Here is a 17,349-nt window from a genome sequence, read left to right as displayed (position 1 = left end):
AGGCCTTGAGCTTCACTCCAAGGTTCCGGGCTGCCTGAGGAAAGGACGGTTCCATAGGGCGTCAATTCTGAGGGTGCGATAGCCACCGGTGAGGGAGCGCAGCCCCGGGAGCACATAACTCAAGGGGGAGCGCCATTCCACATAGCCATAGGCGTTGAGGGTCAGGCCATCGCGCACAGGGAACACACCGCTACCGCCCGAGAGGGTCCAGCGGTAGCCGTCATTGCTCCAGCGATCGCGGCCCAGTTCGATCTCGGCGCGCATCACCGGCCCCTCCTTGGTCAGGGCCTTTGCCAACTGGGGGTTGCCTGTGGTGGTGGAGACGTCGTCCTCGGTGGCCGGCAGGGTCAGGACCTGGCTGACCTGGCCCACGATCCCGCCAAAGCGCCCCCGTTGTTTCCACTGCGGCACCAATTCCATCCGCAGTCCCAAGGGAAGGCGGCGGGCATCAGCCGGGGAGAAATAGGCCACGGCACGCAGGGGCGGAGCCTTGGCACCGGGTTTCTGGGGGCGTCCAATGGTGCCCAGGCGCTGGCCGGTGGAGACGGTTTGCCCGGAGATCACCTGGATGTCGAGCAGGCTGCCGTCCCGGCCCGCCAACACCTCCCCGTCGTAGGCGATCTGCGCTTCGGTGACGCGAATCTGCCGCTTGAGGTCGTCAATCTGGTAGCGGCGATTCAGCGCCTCGGTCTCGATCGTGAGCTTCACCTGCTCGTAGTCGGTCAGGACCTTCTTACGCTGGATCTTCACCGCATCGAGGTCCACGCTGGTGTTGGTGAAGCCCTGCTGAACGGCTACCACCTCGCGGGAGAGCGGTGCCACCACTTCCCGGCGAGCCAGCCAGTCGAGGTTGCTGAGCTTCGTGCTGTAGGTGGACTGGAGTGAGGCGTAGCGGGCACTGTCGTCCGTCAACTTCGCCAGGGCGACCTCCACGGCACGCTTTTCGGTCTCGAGCCGCCGCAAATCGCGCTGGTCCAGATCGGCGTTGATCCGCTCCAGCTGCGCCAGGTTGCCCCGCTGCTGCGCCAGTTGTTTCTCCAGAACCGGCAGGTAGAGGGTCATCAACACCTGTCCCTTGCGCACCGGTTCGCCAACCTTGACCTTGACGTCGAGGACCTGCCCTCCGGAGCGGGCATTGAGCACCCCAGCGTTATCGGGATAGAGGAACACGCCCTGACCGCTCACCTCGGTCGGCACCGGCCAGAACAACGCCCAGAGCGCCAGGACCCCGCCGACCCCCGCCAGGCAGACGCCGACTTGGTTGTGGTCGCTCAGACCAACCCAACCCTGCTGGAGCTGTTGCCGCCGTTGCTGCCACATAGCGACAGGATGCTGGGCAAAGGCGATTCTGGCCAGATTCGGCAGACTGCATCACAACTTCCCCCGGACGTTGCGCCTCGCTGCGGCAAGCCGAATCTTGAGCCTGGCCGGCGGCCTGGCGTTGGCGAGCCTGTGCAGCCCGCTGGCACTCGGGCAACCCAACATCGAAGCCAGCTCCCCCGAGGTGGAGAAGCTCGAGCGCAGCTGGCGGGCCCTGGATCAGCAGCTGCGCGTCCTTGATGCCCTGATCCCTCCCGACCCCCAGGGGATTCCGCCACGGGAAGCCGTCACGGCCCCCATTCCAAGCAGCCTGCTGCAGCCCAATCGGGCACCCAGCCAACAGCTGCAGCCGGGGCAAGCCGCAGCCCCCGCACCCCTGAGCCTTCCGACGCCCCAACAGCTCCAAAAAGGAGTCGTTGAGCGCCTGAGCCTGCTCGAGGCCCTTGCCCTGGGCTTCAAAAACAACCCGGAGCTCCTCGCCCAACGGGAGAGGGTCGCGGCCTCCCTCGATGAACTGCAGGCGGCCCTTGGCACCTACTGGCCGCGGATCAGTGCGGTCGCCGGCGGCAGCACCGGCCAAATCAGTTCGAACAACACCGCCTCCGTCGGCAACGGCAACCTGAACCTGGGGCCCCTGTTTGAGCCGGGGGGAGCCTTCTATGTCCCCACGGACGGGGGGGCTTACCTCAACCAATCCAGCAACGTCGGCGCCGCCGGGCTGCAACTGGACTACGCCCTCTTGGACTTCGCCCGCACGCCCCGGGTGCAGGCCGCACGGGCCGTGCTGGAGCGGGAGCGGCAGCTCTATGGCAACCAGCTCAGGCAACTGCAGCTGAACATCAGTGAGGCCTACTACCAGCTGCAGCAGGCCGATCAGAACGTCCGCATTCAGGACGCCGCGGTGCGCGATGACCTGCTGATCCTGCAGGACTCCCTCGATCTGAAATTGGCGGGTCTGGTGCCCCGGGTCGATGTCCTGCGCCGCCGCGCCATTGAGGCCAGTGACCAAGAGGCCCTGATCCAGGCCCTGGCCGATCGCGCCATCGCCCGGCGCCGCTTGGCCCTGGTCCTGAACCTTCCCGCCACTGTCACCCCCAGTGCCAGCGATCCGATCGCTGTGATGCCCCACTGGCCCCTGGACCTTGAGCAGAGCCTGCTGGCGGCCTACCGCGGCAACCCCGAACTCGAGGCAATCCTGGCGACGCGCACCGCCCTGGCACGCCAAAAAGATGCGACCGCCGCCCAACTGCTGCCGCGACTGGCCCTGTTTGCCGGCGGCGGCAGCTACGGCCAGAACGTCAATCAGTTCAATATCACCACCAGCAATGGGGGCTGCTGCGGCTCCACCGTGATCCCCACCCTGAACACCAGTGGCTACGACTGGTCCCTGGGCCTTAGCGTCCGCTGGCTGCTGTTTGATGCCGGCACCACCAGCGGCGAGACCCGGGCCCTGCAGCGCCGCGTCGAAGCCGCCGGACAGGACTATGCGGCCCGGCGCAATGCCATTCGGTTGCGGCTGGAGGCGGCCTTCTTCAACCACGAGGCGAGCCTGGCCAAATTGGCCTCAGCTCGGCGCGGGGTCGCCGCGGCCCTCGAAGCCTTCCGCGACGTACGGCTGCGCTACCAAACGGGACTCTCCAGCGAGGTGGATCTCTCGATCACCCAGGAGCGCCTGATCAGTTCCCTCGTGCAACGGCTCAACGCCACCGTCGGGGTCAACATCACCTACGCCCAGTTGCTGCGCGAGCTGCTGCCCGTGCCGCGCGATCCCGCCGCGCCACTCACACCGGAGCTCACCTGGAGTGCTGCCACACCTGCAGCTGCTCCAACTTCCCCTGCGCCGTAGCGCTGCCCGCCGCCAGCACCTCCGCCAGCAGCGGCGCAAGCACCGGCACCTGGGCGAAGCCGCCGCTGAAGCCGCTGAAGCCAAACAGTCCTGGCGCATCTGCCAGTGGGCCAGCCAAGGGGATCCCCGTGCGGCTGAAGGCCACGGGGACCTGATGCCAACGGCCGGGCGCCTCAGCGAGGACCTTGTGCAACCCGGATGCAGCGATGGCCTGCCTCAGCTCCTGCTCCATGGCAGGCGGGGGGTCGTGGAGGGACAAGCCGGGAGCAAAGCTGCTGACCTGCCCCAAGAGCGCCCCAGCGCCGCGGGGCACGAGCCCGGCATCCACAACGGTCCGAGGGGCCTGGAGTTCCGCGCTGGATCGCTCCAGCGCCGGGCGCTGGAACTGGGCTGGCAGCCGCAGACCATGGGTCGGCGCTTCGGGCAACTCCAGCACTCCCGCCCAGCTGCTGCGCAGCGCCTCAGGCCAGGCCGGCCAAAGGCGGCGGCAACCCGCACCGGCGGCCAGCACCAGCTGAGGACAGGAGTGGGCCGAGCCATCGCTACAACGCACCAGCCACTCCCCCTGCTGACGCTCAAGGCTCAGCGCCTCGGCGGCGACGTAATGAACCCCGGCCTGCTTGAGCAGCTCAGGAAGGCGCGCATGAAAACGCGCTGTGTCCACCTGAGATCCCGGCAACGGCAAAAGCCGCGCCCAGGGCTTGCCGCCGTGGAGATGGATGCGCGCGCTGGACCAGCCGAGATCGCCATAACGCCGTTGCAGATCACGCCAGAGGCCAGCGGCCTTGGCAGAGCGGATCGCCAAGGCTGAGGTGCCCAGCGGCCAACCCGGGATCACCCCATAGCTCCACTCCGTCGCGGAGGGCTGCTGGCCGGCGATCAAACAGACGTCGACGCCGCGCTCGCGCAGGGCGAGGGCCAGCAGTCCACCCGCCAGGCCACCGCCAACGATCAGCACTCGATCAGATCCGCAGGGTGAAGGACGTGATCACCTGATGGAACAGGCCCTTGACCTTCGGCCAGCGCATCTCGTTGGTGCTGGCGGCAAAGGTGTAGAGCCGGCCGCGGTCCACAACGACCGTCGCAAGCTCATGGCGATCACGGTCGGGAAGGTGAACGGCGTACTCCAGGTCGTAGAAGGTGCGCCCGCCGTCCTCACGCTCAGAGGCCTCCACCAGTTCCGCCTCGCGGCCGCTGCCGTCCGGAGCGATGACCACGCGGCGCAGCTTCTCGCCCACCGCCACGGCACTACCGAGGTTCTCCAGGCTGTTGGTCTCATTCACATCCGAGACCACCAGGCTGAGGGTTTCATCGGCATTGATCAGGTCGTGGAAGACCACCTGGGGACCCTCGGTGACCTGCACCCGGGTCCAGCCCGTCGGATAGAGGAAGGCGTAGCGCCCATCCGAGCTTTGGAAGGAATTGAGACCGGCCGCGACCGCACTGCAGCTCACCAGTACCAGCACCAGGCCAAGGGCCAGGAACGAACGCAGTCCTCGGGAGATCCAGCGGGTCAGCACGGCCATTGATCAGCGCTTCAGCGCAGCCATTCTCACGCGCCGCCGCAGGTCTTGCGGTTCCTCTTAGATTTACGCCAGTTGCCTCAAGGGATCTGAGCGGCTTCACCAGACCCCTGGCACGGCTGATTGATCAGTTCGAGCGGCTTCCTGGCATCGGGCCGCGCACGGCCCAGCGCCTGGCGCTGCACCTCTTGAACCAACCCAGCGAGCAAATCCAGGCCTTCGCCGATGCGCTGCTGGCCGCCCGCAGCCAGGTGGGCCAGTGCCAGCGCTGCTTTCACCTCTCGGCCGACCCCCTCTGCGAGATCTGCCGCAATGAGGAACGCAACACCGGGGTGCTCTGCGTGGTCGCGGATTCCCGTGACCTGCTGGCCCTCGAGCGCACCCGCGAGTTCAAGGGGAGCTATCACGTGCTCGGCGGCCTGATCTCGCCCATGGATGGCATCGGCCCAGAGCTGCTGCACATCCAGCCGCTGGTGGAGCGGGTGGACCGGGACGGCATCAGCGAAGTGATCCTGGCCCTCACCCCCAGCGTGGAGGGGGACACCACCAGCCTCTATCTGGCCCGCCTGCTCAAACCGTTCACCCAGGTCAGCCGCATCGCCTACGGGCTGCCGGTGGGTAGCGAACTGGAATACGCCGATGAGGTCACCCTGGCGAGGGCCCTCGAGGGGCGGCGGCGGATGGAGTGAGCGCATGAGCCGCTACAGCCAGATCCCACCCAAGGAACGCCTACCGGACTGGATCCGCACCCCCATCGGCGCGGCCAGCGCCCTGGAGTCGGTCCAGGCCGTGGTCAAGCAGCAACGCCTCCACACCATCTGCGAGGAGGGCCGTTGCCCCAATCGGGGCGAGTGCTACTCCTCCGGAACCGCGACGTTCTTGCTGGGGGGATCGATCTGCACCCGCAGCTGCGCCTTCTGCCAGGTGGACAAGGGACAGGCGCCGGAGCCCCTCGATGACCAGGAGGCCGAACGGGTGGCCGAAGCGGTCGAAACCCTGGGACTCCGCTATGTGGTGCTGACCTCGGTGGCCAGGGATGACCAGAGCGACCACGGCGCAGCGCTCTTCACCCGGGCCATGGCCGCCATCCGGGCCCGCAATCAACGGATCGCCATCGAGGTGCTCACCCCCGACTTCTGGGGGGGCCACCGCGAGGAAGCCGAGGCGATCACGGCCCAACGCCAACGCCTGCAGACGGTCCTCTCGGCAGCACCCGTCTGCTTCAACCACAACCTCGAAACCGTGGAGCGTCTACAGGGAGAGGTCAGGCGCGGGGCCACCTACAGCCGCTCCCTGGGCCTTCTGGCAGCCGCCCGCGAACTCGCGCCACAGATCCCCACCAAGAGCGGGCTGATGCTCGGTCTGGGTGAAGGGTTCGAGGAGGTGGTCGAGGCGATGCGCGATCTCCGCGCGGTGGACTGCCAGCGGCTGACCATCGGCCAATACCTCAGGCCCTCCCTGGCCCATCTCCCGGTGGATCGCTACTGGACGCTCGAGGAGTTCGAGGAACTCGGGAGCATCGCCAAGGCGCTGGGCTTCAGCGACGTGCGCTCCGGCCCCTTAGTGCGCAGCAGCTATCACGCTGGAGACCAGGGCTAGCTGGCTTGATGGCGATCCTCCTGGCGCAATTCCAGGGCCAAGAAATAGTTCAAGAAGGTCCGGATCAACGCCACCGCCCCCAGCTGAATCAGGGCATTGGGTTCACGGCTAATCGTGGTCAAGACCACATCAGCCCCGAGCTGAAACTCCAGCGCCAAGGCGACCCAGGAGCCAAAGGTCACCCGGGCCATCGTGACGGGACCCCGCTGGATCAGATGGGGCGGAATCTCCCGCAGCCGCAACTTGCGCGCCCCACTGAGAACGGCCACCAGACCAATCGCGACGGAAATCAGCGAGAGGAACTCCAGCAACTGGCGAAGCGCTTGGGCCGAATGATTCAGCAGGAGCTCCATCCCATGCAAATCCATCACCTGAGATCCCTAGGTGCTGCCGGCAGTGTGGCGCGTGCGACCGGGCAACACCAGTAACCCACCCTCGGGTTCGCCGTAGATCTCTGCCTCGGCCCCCTTGGCGATGTGCTGAGCAGCCAGGGCACAGACCGCCGCATCAATCCAGTCGATGCTGCTCAAGCCACTCAGCGAAACGCCAAAGCGCTCCAGGAGCGCGGAACGTTGCTCCAGCTTGAACGCCGCTTTCACCTCGATCTGCGGCGAGAGGGCGACGGTGATGCCGTGGGGAAAACTCTCAAAAGAGCAGCGCCCCTGCAGGGCTTGGGCATCACGGGCGATTGGAACCCTGTACCGCTGCAGGGCTTGATAGAGCGCCTCCCCGCGCAGCACCCAGCCATAGAAATTGCTGCGGCTCGCCAGAGCCGCCTCCCGGGTCGGGGTGGCAAAACAACGCACCCCCTGGGCCGCGAGCTGCCGTTCGCACAGGCGCGAGCGCTCGCCAGGAAGGGCCCAACCGCAGGGAGCGTCAATCGCGATCCGCTCGGCCCTCAGACACCAGCGCGCCAACGCCTCCGGATCAGAGGTGTTGAGCTGATCCACCACGCGGCTGCCCTCTAGCAAAACCGCGTGGAATCCCTTCCGGGCGCTGCCCACATCAATGCCGGCGACGATCACAGCCGGCGGCTTACCCGCTCCAGCCCCTGGGCGATATCCCCAGACATCAGCAGTCCCGCCCCACCCCAGACCAAGCGCAGGGGCAGATCCAAGGCCGCGGCCCCGACCTCGCGAGTGGGCTCAAACCCCAGCTGGCGGAAATAACGCACCAGCCGGCGGTGCTGCTGATCGTTGTCGCGGATCGCCAGCAACCGGGCACGACGACAGGGGGTGGCCTCCAGGGCCCAAGCAAAGGTGGCAGCCCAGATCAGGGCACCAACCCCCTGGGTGTCCTGGCCCTGAACGCGCATCGTGTCGAGCTGCAGGCCATCCGGCAGGGGCAACGCCCAGCCCTTGAGTTCGCCGAGCAGCACAGGCACCTGCCCCTCCCGCGGTCTGGCCACCACCACCCTCAGGGTCCTGACCGCCAAGGCCTGCTTCACCTGCAGCCGCAGCAACAGCCCCCGCGCCGCGGCCCGCTGCTCGATCTCCGCCAAAGACAACGGGACAGCCATCGCTACCAACGCTCCACCAGACAGACCGCATCCAAAGGCAAGGCGCCGTAGACATGAGGGAAGAGCTCCTCGCTGCCGGGGGCTGCTTCGGGGCGAACCTCGAGGCCATGGGCCGCCAGGCGCGTCGGATCGATCACCAACAGCCGCAAGTCCTCCAGATCGGCGTAGAAACGTTGGTGGGTGGCCTCCAGCTGATGGGCATAGCTGGCGTGGATGAACCCCACCTGATCGAGGCTCTGCCCCCGGGTTGAGATCCTGTACTCCCCCTGCTGGCGGGCCTGCTGCCAGTCCGAGGCCAAAGTCAGGTGATAGAGCCAGCGCGGTGATCTCCAGCAGCGGCGCTCCGCCCAGGGGGACTCCATGACCTGCTGGAAGAGCGGGGACTGCTCAAAGCGCGCCAGCCAGCCCCGGACCGCATCTAGCCCTGGCTCCCCGTCAAAGCCCTCTGGATCTGCGGAGCGGAATTGACGCACAAATGGCAGCAGGGCCCAGTCCACCAACGTCGCCTGCGCGCCAAGCAGCCAACCCCCAGGCTGGAGGCGCTGCTGCCACTCGCGCAGGACCGCCAGGGATGCCGAGCGGTGCTCACGGAGGTCGACATCGCCGTAGCGATCGGGGTATTTGAAGCGATCCAGATGCCGTTTGAACGGCCCATCGTTCTGCGCCAGCAACGCCGCGGTCTCGGCCCCATCCCCCTGCAACCAACCCAGGGGATCGCACTGCTCCAGAGCCCAGCGCATGATCTCTAGGCTCTCATCGAGCACCGGACCGCCCGCTTGCACCAAAACCGGAACGGTCCCCTTCGGCGAAGCCTCCAGCAGCTCCGGGGCCTTGGCTTTTAAGGCCACCTCCCGCAGCTCCACCTCCAGCTCCGCCGCGGCCAGGGCCAGGCGAGCCCGCATTGCGTAGGGGCAGCGGCGGAAGCTGTAGAGAACCGGAGCCATCCGCCCTACCCGAGGTGCCGCTGTCCGCGGTCGCGGGCCAGCTGCATCTGACGCTGGCGTTCAGCAAAGCGCTTGCGATCAGTCTCCGTAAAGCGCTCAATGCAGTGGGGACAGCTGATGCCCTCGCGGTAGCTGGGCTGCAGGCGCTGCTCAGGGGACACCGGTAGGCCGCAGGCGTGGCAGAGGCTGTAGCTGCCGGGCTCGAGCTGGTGGTTCACGCTCACCCGCTGGTCAAAGACGTAGCACTCCCCTTGCCAGCTGCTGCGCTCCTCGGGGATCTCCTCGAGGTAACGCAGGATCCCGCCCTGCAGGTGATGCACGTTCTCAAAGCCCTGCTGCAGCAGATAGGCCGTGCTCTTCTCGCAGCGAATCCCGCCGGTGCAGAACATGGCAATCGCCTTCGGTTGCCTCTGCTCCACCAGGGGCCGCAGGGTCTCCTCCACCCAGGCGGGGAACTCGCGAAAGCTGTCGGTGCCGGGATCGATCGCTCCGGTGAAGCTGCCCACCTCCACTTCGTAGCGGTTGCGGGTGTCCACCACCAAAGTCTCTGGATCGGCAATCAGCGCATCCCACTGCGCCGGCGGGACATAGGTCCCCACCTGCTCCGCCGGCTTCACCGTGGGGCAGCCCATGGTGACGATCTCGCGCTTGAGACGGACCTTGAGCCGATGGAAGGTTTGCTGCTCAGCGCGGCTGAACTTGGCCTCCAGCCCCCCGAGCCCGGGCAACTGGCGCAGCCGCTCCAGCACGGCCTGAACACCTGCGTCTGGACCGCTGATGGTGCCGTTGACCCCTTCTTCAGCCAGCAAGATCGTGCCGAGGACCCCCTCTTGCTGGGCCAAAGCCCTGAGTTCCTGCTGCAACCCAGGCAAGTCCTCCATGGCGGTGAAGCCATAGAAGGCCATCACCAAGGCGCTCACGCCGGCACCTGCTCCTGCCAGGGATTCACGCCGGCCAGGGCCAACAACTGTTGGTCGGCCTCCACGTCGGGATTCCCCGTGGTGAGCAGGGTCTCGCCATAGAAGATCGAATCCGCACCCGCCAGCAGGCAGAGCACCTGCCCCTCGCGGCTCATGGTTTCGCGGCCAGCACTGAGGCGCACACGGCTGTGGGGCATCAGGATCCGGGCCACCGCCACCATTCGAACCAGATCAAGGGGATCGACGGCGGGCTGCTCCTCCAGCGGAGTTCCCTCCACCGCCACCAGGGCGTTGATGGGCACGCTTTCGGGATGGGGGTTCATCGAAGCCAGCACCTGCAGAAGCGAGGCACGATCGGTGAGGCTCTCGCCCATGCCGATGATGCCTCCGCAGCACATCGAGATGCCCGCTTTGCGCACCCGAGCCAAGGTCTCAAGGCGCTCCTCGTAGGTGCGGGTGGTGATGATCCGGTCGTAGTGCTCAGGGCTGGTGTCGAGGTTGTGGTTGTAGGAGGTCAGGCCTGCCTCCGCCAGGCGGGCGGCCTGGCTGTCCGTCAGCATCCCGGCGGTGACGCAGGCCTCCATGCCCAACTCGCGGACGCCGCGCACCATCGACAACATCGCCTCAAAGGGCGCGCCGTCGCGGATATCTCTCCAGGCCCAACCCATGCAGAAGCGATGGGCGCCGGCCTCCTTGGCCGCCCGAGCCCGGGCCAAGACCGGCTCCACCTCCAGCTCCGGTTGCCCCGTGACATCGCTGCTGTTGTGCATCGACTGCGGGCAGTAGGCGCAGTCCTCTTCGCAGCCGCCGGTTTTGACGCTCAACAGGGAGGCCAGCTGGACGCGATACCCCGGATTGGCCTCGCGGTGCACAGCCTGGGCTTGCCAGAGCAGGTCCATCAAGGGCAACTCCAGGAGCGCCTGAATCTCAGAGGTGCTCCAGTCGTGGCGCACCGAAACGGAGGAGGAGGTCACGCGATTAGGAGGAGACGGAGGCCACGCCACCAAAGCGACGTTGGCGGTTCTGGAAATCCATCAAGGCGCTCACCAGGGCCGTTTCATCGAAATCAGGCCAGAGGACATCCGTGATGTGGAGCTCGGCATAGGCCAGTTGCCAGAGCAGGAAATTGCTGATGCGTTGCTCGCCGCTGGTGCGGATCAACAGGTCTGGATCCGACTCACCAGCGGTGAGGAGCTTGGAGGCAAACGCCTGCTCATCAATCGACTCAGGATCCCGTTCACCGCTGGCCACCTCTTGCGCGAGCAGCCGCGCCGCCCTGACCAACTCGCGACGACCGCCGTAGTTGGTGCAGACATTGAAACGAATACCGGTGTTGGAGGCCGTCCGCTGCGTGGCGTCCTGGATGAGTTGCTGCAGACCCTCCGGGAGTTGCTCCAGGTCGCCGAGAAAACGAATGCGCACCTGCTCCTGTTCAAGCGCTTTGAGCTCATTAGCCAAGACCCGTTCAAACAGGGTCATCAAGAAGCTGACCTCTTCACCAGGGCGGTTCCAGTTCTCGGTGGAGAAGGCGTAGGCCGTCAGCGAGCCAATGCCCCAATCACTGCAGAGGCGCAGGGTGCGCTTTAAGGCTTCCACGCCTTCCCGGTGCCCCATCACCCGGGGAAGTTTCCGCTGCCCGGCCCAACGGCCATTGCCGTCCATGATCACCGCGACATGGGCCGGCAGCCTGGCCGGTTCCAGCCCGGGCGGGAGGGCGCAGCGCGAGGGCCTGTTCCCTTCGACAGTTAAGGCAGTCGTCAGGGAACGACTCATGCGAGAGGCTCGGACGAATCTACGGACACGCTACGACCCGCAGCTTTCCCAGAGGATTTCGGGGCCTGCGCAAGCGCTTCGCTGAGCAATTCCTGAAGCCGCGAGCTGGTAATCGGACGCTCCAGGCGCCCCTGCTTCGCCAACGACAACGTGCCGGTCTCCTCGGACACCACGATGCAGAGGCAGCGATCGAAGCGCTCGGTGATCCCTAGGGCCGCCAGATGGCGGGTGCCATAGCGATTCACTCCCTGGCGAGAGAGGGGCAGGATCACCCCCGCCGAGAGGATCCGATTGCCTTTGACCAGCACCGCCCCGTCATGGAGCGGGGTGTCGATCGCAAAGAGATTCAGGAGCAGATCGACTGAGAGCTGAGCATCCAGGGCGATGCCGGGGTTCAGGAAGTCCTCTGGGCGCAGATCACTGCCCAGATCAAGGACGATCAATCCACCACGACGGATCTGGGAGAGGCGACCCGCGGCCTCACTGAGCACACCAACGGAACTCGAGGCGAGCTTGTCGGCCCGTTGGCTGCCAAAGAGAACATCCAGCCGACCAGTCCCCAGCAGTTCCATCAGGCGCCGCAGTTCCCCTTGCCAGAGGATCGCCAGGGCCAAACTGCAGGCCATGACCAGGGCATCCACCAGCTTGCTGGTGAGCGGCAGGTTGGCGTAGCGCTGAACCACCCAGGCCAGAGCCACCAAGGTGAGGTAGCCCCGCAGTAACCAGAGGGTCCGCGGCTCGTTTACCCGAGCCAGGATGACCATGCCAAGGGCGGTGGCCAACAGGAGATCCAGCACGAAGCCCAGCTGGATTCCCCCGATCAACCCGAGCACCCTTGCTCTATTCGCTGAGGATCAGACTACCGGCCGAAGGCGTTCCGGCAGAACGTCGTAGCGCAGCAGTTCCTCTGGCAACTCCCGGCGTTGCACCAGCTCCGCCATGCCGTCATGCACCATTACCGCTGCAGGGCGAGGGATGCGGTTGTAGTTCGAAGCCATCGAGGCGTTGTAAGCGCCGGTGGCAAAGACTGCCAAAACATCACCTGACTGGGCCGGAGGAAGGGCCAAGTCCTTCAGCAGCACGTCTCCGGATTCGCAGTGCTTACCCGCCAGGGTGACGGTGTCGCTGGCTTCCGCCTCAGGGCGGTCAGCCAAAACAGCGGTGTAGAGCGATTGATAGGTGATCGGACGAGGGTTATCGCTCATCCCGCCATCAACGGAGAGATAGGTGCGAATCCCAGGGATCTCCTTGCGGCTGCCAACGCTGTAGAGGGTCACCCCAGCCGTAGCCACCAAGGAACGACCGGGCTCGCAGAGAAGCCGCGGCAGATCCAGTCCCCGCTCCTGGCAAGCACCAGCCACGGCCTCGGCCACGGTGCGGACCCATTCGTCGATGGACGGCGGATCATCGGATTCGACATAACGGATTCCAAGACCACCGCCGACGTTCAAGTCCGAGACGGGATGGCCAAGTTCGCGCGCCAACTTCAGGGCGTCGGCCATCACCGCTGCCAAATCGCGGTGGGGCTGCAGTTCAAAAATCTGAGAGCCGATATGGGCGTGGAGGCCGCTGACCAACGCCCAGCTGCAGCCCTGAAGGTGCCTCAGTACAGGCTCGAGCTGGTCGGGATCAAACCCGAATTTGCTGTCGAGGTGCCCGGTGCGGATGTACTCGTGGGTGTGGCACTCGATCCCAGGGGTAAAGCGCAGCATCAGGCGCACCGGCTGGCTCAAGCCCAGGGACGCCAGTAGCTCGAGATCCGACCAGTTGTCCGCCACCACGGTGACGCCCAAGTCGGCCGCCAATTGCAGCTCTTCCAGGCTCTTGTTGTTGCCGTGAAAGACAATGCGCTCAGGAGGCATCCCCCCCTGAACCGCCGTCAGCAGCTCGCCCGCCGAAACCGCATCGAGGCCGAGCCCCTCGGAGGCGACCACAGCGGTGATAGCCAGGCTGCTGTTGGCCTTCGAGGCGTAAAGCGCCAGGGCCGAACCGGGGTAATGGGACGCCAGCGCCTTGCGGTAGGCCTGGGCATTGCCGCGAAGGGTGGCCTCATCCAGCACATACAAGGGAGTGCCGTAGCGGCGAGCCAGATCACTCAGGCCGCAGCCCCCCACCTCCAATCCACCCTTCGGGCCAACGGCCGTCGTTACGGGGGTGAGATTGCGGTTGGGACTAGCGGTATCGCGGTTGCTCTCAAAGGGCCGGTTGCTCACTTGGAGATCGGCTGTCGCCATCGAAGTCGTCATGGGGTGATCCTAAAGAGGCCGCCTCCAGGCCCCTGTGCCGACGCACACCGCCGATCCCCCGATTCGCCTTGAGGCCCTCAGGCCCGAGCACCTCAGTGCTTGCCTTGCCCTGGACAAAGCCGCCCTGGGCGGGCTCTGGAGCGAAAGCCAGTGGAGCACTGAACTGGCCGACGAACAGAGGCCAGGGCTGGGGCTCTGGCAAGGGGAGAAGCTGCTGGCCTTCGCCTGCGGACTGCTGGTCCTGGATGAACTGCAGATCACAACCCTGGCCGTGGATCCAGGCCACAGGAGGCAGGGCCTGGGACGGCGCGTAATTCAGGCGTTCCTGGAGCGAGCCCGGGAGGCTGGAGCGCAGCGAGCGACCTTGGAGGTGGCCTCGGACAACACCGCCGCAGGGGCGCTCTACGCAGACCTGGGCTTCAGCACCGCTGGAATCCGTCGCGGCTACTACCGCAACGGAAGCGATGCCCTGATCCAATGGTTTGAATTACACGACTGAGAGGCGGTACGGATTGCCGCCCATTCCTGATAGCGAGAACCGGAAACTTTTAACCGCTTCGCTGTGACGATCGCGCGTGGCAATCCCTTTTGGGCATTGGGATTTGGCGCTTCTGAAATTGATCTCACACACCCCCAAGCAACCCTGATAAATTGGGGGAACATGCAGCCAGGCCCCGCCCCATGTTCGAGCGGTTTACCGAGAAGGCCATCAAGGTGATCATGCTGGCCCAAGAAGAGGCCCGCCGCCTGGGTCACAACTTCGTGGGCACCGAGCAGATCCTTCTGGGCCTGATCGGCGAAGGCACCGGCGTTGCCGCCAAGGTCCTGAAGTCCATGGGCGTCAACCTCAAGGACGCTCGGGTCGAGGTCGAGAAGATCATCGGCCGCGGATCAGGCTTTGTGGCCGTCGAGATCCCCTTCACGCCAAGAGCCAAGCGCGTTCTGGAACTGTCCCTCGAGGAAGCGCGTCAGCTCGGCCACAACTACATCGGTACAGAGCACCTGCTGCTGGGCCTGATTCGCGAGGGCGAAGGTGTTGCCGCACGGGTGCTGGAAAACCTTGGGGTGGACCTGGCCAAGGTGCGCACCCAGGTCATCCGCATGCTGGGCGAGACCGCCGAGGTCGCCGGCGGTGGCGGCGGTGGTGGCAAGGGTTCCACCAAGACACCAACCCTCGATGAGTTCGGCAGCAACCTGACCCAGCAGGCCTCCGACGGGAAGCTCGACCCGGTGGTTGGTCGTCAGCACGAAATCGAACGCGTGATCCAGATCCTGGGTCGCCGCACCAAGAACAACCCCGTCCTCATCGGCGAACCCGGTGTGGGCAAGACAGCCATTGCCGAAGGCCTGGCCCAGCGCATCAACTCCGGCGATGTGCCCGACATCCTGGAAGACAAGCGGGTCCTCACCCTGGACATCGGCTTGCTGGTGGCCGGCACCAAGTACCGGGGCGAATTCGAGGAGCGCCTCAAAAAAATCATGGAGGAGATCCGTGGCGCCGGGAACGTGATCCTGGTGATCGACGAGGTCCACACCCTGATTGGCGCCGGTGCCGCTGAAGGCGCGATCGATGCCGCCAACATTCTCAAGCCAGCCCTGGCTCGCGGTGAGCTGCAGTGCATCGGCGCGACGACCCTTGATGAGTACCGCAAACACATCGAGCGTGATGCCGCCCTGGAGCGTCGCTTCCAGCCGGTGCAGGTGGGTGAGCCCTCCGTCGAGGACACCATTGAGATTCTGCGCGGCCTGAAGGAGCGCTACGAGTCGCACCACCGCCTGACCATTGCCGATGAGGCCCTGGTGGCGGCCGCCACCTTGGGTGATCGCTACATCTCCGATCGATTCCTGCCGGACAAGGCCATCGACTTGATCGATGAGGCCGGCAGCCGCGTGCGCCTGATGAACTCCAAGCTGCCCCCGGCGGCCAAGGAGGTCGATAAGCAACTGCGCGAGATCGAGAAGCAGAAGGATGAGGCCGTGCGCGAGCAGGACTTCACCAAGGCCGGCGAGCTGCGCGACAAAGAAGTCGAACTGCGCGAGCAGATCCGCTCGATCCTGCAGAACCGCAACGAGGAGAAGCCCGCTGCCGAATCCAGCGATGGCTCTGCGGACAGCCCAGTCGCCGTGGCCGAGGCGCCCCTAGCGGCTGTGAGCGAGAGCGGTCCGATGGTGACCGAAGAGGACATCGCCCAGATCGTGGCCTCCTGGACTGGCGTTCCTGTTCAGAAGCTCACCGAGAGCGAATCCGCAAAACTGCTGAACATGGAGGAGACCCTCCACCAGCGCTTGATTGGTCAGGACGAAGCCGTGAAGGCCGTGTCCCGCGCCATCCGCCGCGCTCGGGTTGGCCTGAAGAACCCCAACCGGCCGATCGCCAGCTTCATCTTCTCCGGCCCAACGGGTGTGGGTAAGACCGAGCTGACCAAGTCCCTGGCGTCCTACTTCTTCGGCAGTGAAGAGGCAATGATCCGCCTCGACATGTCGGAGTTCATGGAGCGCCACACGGTCAGCAAGCTGATCGGCTCCCCTCCGGGCTATGTGGGCTTCAACGAAGGCGGCCAGCTCACCGAAGCGGTTCGTCGTCGTCCCTACACCGTGGTGCTGTTCGACGAGATCGAAAAGGCACACCCCGATGTGTTCAACCTGCTGCTGCAACTTCTGGAAGACGGTCGCCTGACCGACTCCAAGGGACGCACGGTCGACTTCAAGAACACCCTGATCATCATGACCTCGAACATCGGCTCGAAGGTGATCGAGAAGGGCGGCGGCGGCCTCGGTTTCGAGTTCTCTGGCGGCGATGCCGAAGAGACCAACTACAACCGAATTCGCTCTCTGGTGAACGAAGAACTCAAGCAGTACTTCCGTCCAGAGTTCCTGAACCGACTGGACGAGATCATTGTCTTCCGTCAGCTCAGCCGCGATGAGGTGAAGGAGATTTCCGAGATCATGCTCAAGGAAGTCTTCACTCGGATGCAGGAGAAGGGCATCACCTTGACGGTGACCGAGGCCTTCAAGGAGCGCCTGGTCGACGAGGGCTACAACCCCAGCTACGGCGCCCGCCCGCTGCGCCGTGCGGTCATGCGCCTGCTGGAAGACTCCCTGGCCGAAGAGTTCCTCTCTGGCCGGATCGGCGAAGGCGACACCGCCCTGGTTGATGTCGATGACGACAAGCAGGTGGTCATCCGCAAGGACTCGGCTACCCCCTCGATTCCTGAATTCGCTTCTGTCTAAAGCGGCGCAGATTCGAAGAGTTAGCCCGGTCATTGACCGGGCTTTTTTATTGGAGAGTCAACAAAGAAAGAGAGCGAAAAAACGCTGACGCGCCCACATCTGCGCTGGCTGAGCGATGAATCAGTGGTAGTGAGCTACACCCGCCTGACGCAAAAACTCGTCAATGGTGATCCGATCACCGCCCGCTGCTGCGAAACCCGGATCTGGCAAAAGCTCAGCGGCAGCTGGAAACAAGTGCACGTGCACCGCTCCTGATTGATCAAATCAGGTCTAATCGCGAGTTCATTTCAAGAACAAGGCCGCCGAGGAGTGATCCACGGCGGCCTTTGTTCAGCGGAAGCCCATTATTTCCAGGCACAAAAAAACCACCCTTTGGGGTGGCTTTCTCGTCTCAACCCATGGCTCATCTCATCTAGAGAGAGCAGCAT

At 65.1% G+C, this 17,349-nt stretch carries 18 protein-coding genes; 6 read left to right on the top strand and 12 right to left on the bottom strand.

Features of this window, described 5'->3' with window-relative positions; all coding sequences use genetic code 11:
- Positions 1-12 precede the first annotated feature (12 nt).
- Positions 13-1,320, bottom strand: coding sequence for an NHLP bacteriocin system secretion protein (locus ACXIQ9_RS06335; RefSeq protein WP_010317845.1), 1,308 nt, complete (start codon positions 1,318-1,320; stop codon positions 13-15).
- 70 nt (positions 1,321-1,390) lie between these two features.
- On the opposite strand from ACXIQ9_RS06335, the gene ACXIQ9_RS06330 reads away from it, so the two are divergent.
- Complete coding sequence (locus ACXIQ9_RS06330; protein WP_459016110.1) at positions 1,391-3,166, top strand: TolC family protein; 1,776 nt, start codon at positions 1,391-1,393, stop codon at positions 3,164-3,166.
- On the opposite strand, the gene ACXIQ9_RS06325 is transcribed toward ACXIQ9_RS06330, so the two are convergent.
- Positions 3,114-4,124, bottom strand: coding sequence for an FAD-dependent oxidoreductase (locus tag ACXIQ9_RS06325; protein ID WP_459016109.1), 1,011 nt, complete (start codon positions 4,122-4,124; stop codon positions 3,114-3,116). The two genes, ACXIQ9_RS06330 and ACXIQ9_RS06325, sit on opposite strands and share 53 nt — an antisense overlap.
- 4 nt (positions 4,125-4,128) lie before the next feature.
- Positions 4,129-4,692 carry a photosystem II reaction center PsbP gene (gene psbP, locus ACXIQ9_RS06320; RefSeq protein WP_010317848.1) on the bottom strand — a complete coding sequence of 188 codons (564 nt, stop codon included), beginning with the start codon at positions 4,690-4,692 and terminating at the stop codon, positions 4,129-4,131.
- Positions 4,693-4,799: 107 nt separating this feature from the next.
- Between psbP and recR the strand changes: the two genes are divergently transcribed.
- Both recR and lipA read left to right on the top strand, forming a co-directional pair.
- Positions 4,800-5,378, top strand: coding sequence for a recombination mediator RecR (gene recR, locus ACXIQ9_RS06315; protein ID WP_459016286.1), 579 nt, complete (start codon positions 4,800-4,802; stop codon positions 5,376-5,378).
- A gap of 4 nt (positions 5,379-5,382) precedes the next feature.
- A complete protein-coding gene (gene lipA / locus ACXIQ9_RS06310; RefSeq protein ID WP_459016108.1) occupies positions 5,383-6,288 on the top strand; it encodes a lipoyl synthase in 906 nt (301 codons plus the stop codon).
- Here lipA and ACXIQ9_RS06305 read toward each other — a convergent pair.
- From ACXIQ9_RS06305 to lysA, 9 genes are read right to left on the bottom strand one after another with little or no spacing between them, the layout of a single operon-like run.
- Entirely contained in the window at positions 6,285-6,656 is a 372-nt protein-coding gene (locus ACXIQ9_RS06305; protein WP_459016107.1) for a DUF1622 domain-containing protein, read from the bottom strand. The two genes, lipA and ACXIQ9_RS06305, sit on opposite strands and share 4 nt — an antisense overlap.
- Positions 6,657-6,668: 12 nt before the next feature.
- Positions 6,669-7,313, bottom strand: a complete 645-nt coding sequence (locus ACXIQ9_RS06300; RefSeq protein ID WP_459016106.1) for a DUF429 domain-containing protein — start codon at positions 7,311-7,313, stop codon at positions 6,669-6,671.
- Positions 7,310-7,807 (bottom strand): hypothetical protein, encoded by a 498-nt coding sequence (locus ACXIQ9_RS06295; protein ID WP_459016105.1) that lies wholly within the window; start codon positions 7,805-7,807, stop codon positions 7,310-7,312. The genes ACXIQ9_RS06300 and ACXIQ9_RS06295 overlap by 4 nt, the downstream gene beginning before the upstream one ends.
- Positions 7,808-7,809: 2 nt before the next feature.
- Positions 7,810-8,751, bottom strand: coding sequence for a DUF952 domain-containing protein (locus tag ACXIQ9_RS06290; protein WP_459016104.1), 942 nt, complete (start codon positions 8,749-8,751; stop codon positions 7,810-7,812).
- Positions 8,752-8,756: 5 nt separating this feature from the next.
- A complete protein-coding gene (gene trhO, locus ACXIQ9_RS06285) occupies positions 8,757-9,671 on the bottom strand; it encodes an oxygen-dependent tRNA uridine(34) hydroxylase TrhO (protein ID WP_459016103.1) in 915 nt (304 codons plus the stop codon).
- Positions 9,668-10,645, bottom strand: coding sequence for a biotin synthase BioB (bioB, locus tag ACXIQ9_RS06280; RefSeq protein ID WP_296416762.1), 978 nt, complete (start codon positions 10,643-10,645; stop codon positions 9,668-9,670). Before bioB ends, trhO begins: the two co-directional genes overlap by 4 nt.
- A gap of 4 nt (positions 10,646-10,649) precedes the next feature.
- On the bottom strand, positions 10,650-11,444 hold the full coding sequence (locus ACXIQ9_RS06275; protein ID WP_459016102.1) for an isoprenyl transferase: 795 nt from the start codon (positions 11,442-11,444) through the stop codon (positions 10,650-10,652).
- Entirely contained in the window at positions 11,441-12,277 is an 837-nt protein-coding gene (cdaA, locus tag ACXIQ9_RS06270; RefSeq protein ID WP_010317858.1) for a diadenylate cyclase CdaA, read from the bottom strand. Before cdaA ends, ACXIQ9_RS06275 begins: the two co-directional genes overlap by 4 nt.
- A gap of 21 nt (positions 12,278-12,298) precedes the next feature.
- The gene (gene lysA, locus ACXIQ9_RS06265; RefSeq protein ID WP_459016101.1) at positions 12,299-13,690 is read right to left on the bottom strand and encodes a diaminopimelate decarboxylase; all 1,392 of its coding nucleotides are present in this window, start codon (positions 13,688-13,690) and stop codon (positions 12,299-12,301) included.
- A gap of 34 nt (positions 13,691-13,724) precedes the next feature.
- On the opposite strand from lysA, the gene rimI reads away from it, so the two are divergent.
- The 3 genes from rimI (at position 13,725) to ACXIQ9_RS06250 (ending at position 17,176) form a co-directional block, all read left to right on the top strand.
- On the top strand, positions 13,725-14,189 hold the full coding sequence (gene rimI / locus ACXIQ9_RS06260; RefSeq protein WP_459016100.1) for a ribosomal protein S18-alanine N-acetyltransferase: 465 nt from the start codon (positions 13,725-13,727) through the stop codon (positions 14,187-14,189).
- 182 nt (positions 14,190-14,371) lie between these two features.
- Entirely contained in the window at positions 14,372-16,921 is a 2,550-nt protein-coding gene (locus ACXIQ9_RS06255; RefSeq protein WP_459016099.1) for an ATP-dependent Clp protease ATP-binding subunit, read from the top strand.
- Positions 16,922-16,969: 48 nt separating this feature from the next.
- Positions 16,970-17,176 (top strand): nuclear transport factor 2 family protein, encoded by a 207-nt coding sequence (locus ACXIQ9_RS06250; RefSeq protein WP_459016285.1) that lies wholly within the window; start codon positions 16,970-16,972, stop codon positions 17,174-17,176.
- The last annotated feature ends 173 nt before the right edge of the window (positions 17,177-17,349 follow it).

This window comes from Synechococcus sp. LTW-G (genome assembly GCF_054459035.1).
This window is presented reverse-complemented; position numbering and strand designations above follow the sequence as displayed.

What these genes read in the sequence shown, in the direction of transcription:
- ACXIQ9_RS06305 (WP_459016107.1), bottom strand. Translation starts at nt 6,656, where the DNA reads ATGGATTTGCATGGGATGGAGCTCCTGCTGAATCATTCGGCCCAAGCG.
- ACXIQ9_RS06290 (WP_459016104.1), bottom strand. Translation starts at nt 8,751, where the DNA reads ATGGCTCCGGTTCTCTACAGCTTCCGCCGCTGCCCCTACGCAATGCGG.
- ACXIQ9_RS06255 (WP_459016099.1), top strand. Translation starts at nt 14,372, where the DNA reads ATGTTCGAGCGGTTTACCGAGAAGGCCATCAAGGTGATCATGCTGGCC.
- ACXIQ9_RS06275 (WP_459016102.1), bottom strand. Translation starts at nt 11,444, where the DNA reads ATGAGTCGTTCCCTGACGACTGCCTTAACTGTCGAAGGGAACAGGCCC.
- lysA (WP_459016101.1), bottom strand. Translation starts at nt 13,690, where the DNA reads ATGACGACTTCGATGGCGACAGCCGATCTCCAAGTGAGCAACCGGCCC.
- ACXIQ9_RS06335 (WP_010317845.1), bottom strand. Translation starts at nt 1,320, where the DNA reads ATGTGGCAGCAACGGCGGCAACAGCTCCAGCAGGGTTGGGTTGGTCTG.
- ACXIQ9_RS06295 (WP_459016105.1), bottom strand. Translation starts at nt 7,807, where the DNA reads ATGGCTGTCCCGTTGTCTTTGGCGGAGATCGAGCAGCGGGCCGCGGCG.
- lipA (WP_459016108.1), top strand. Translation starts at nt 5,383, where the DNA reads ATGAGCCGCTACAGCCAGATCCCACCCAAGGAACGCCTACCGGACTGG.
- psbP (WP_010317848.1), bottom strand. Translation starts at nt 4,692, where the DNA reads ATGGCCGTGCTGACCCGCTGGATCTCCCGAGGACTGCGTTCGTTCCTG.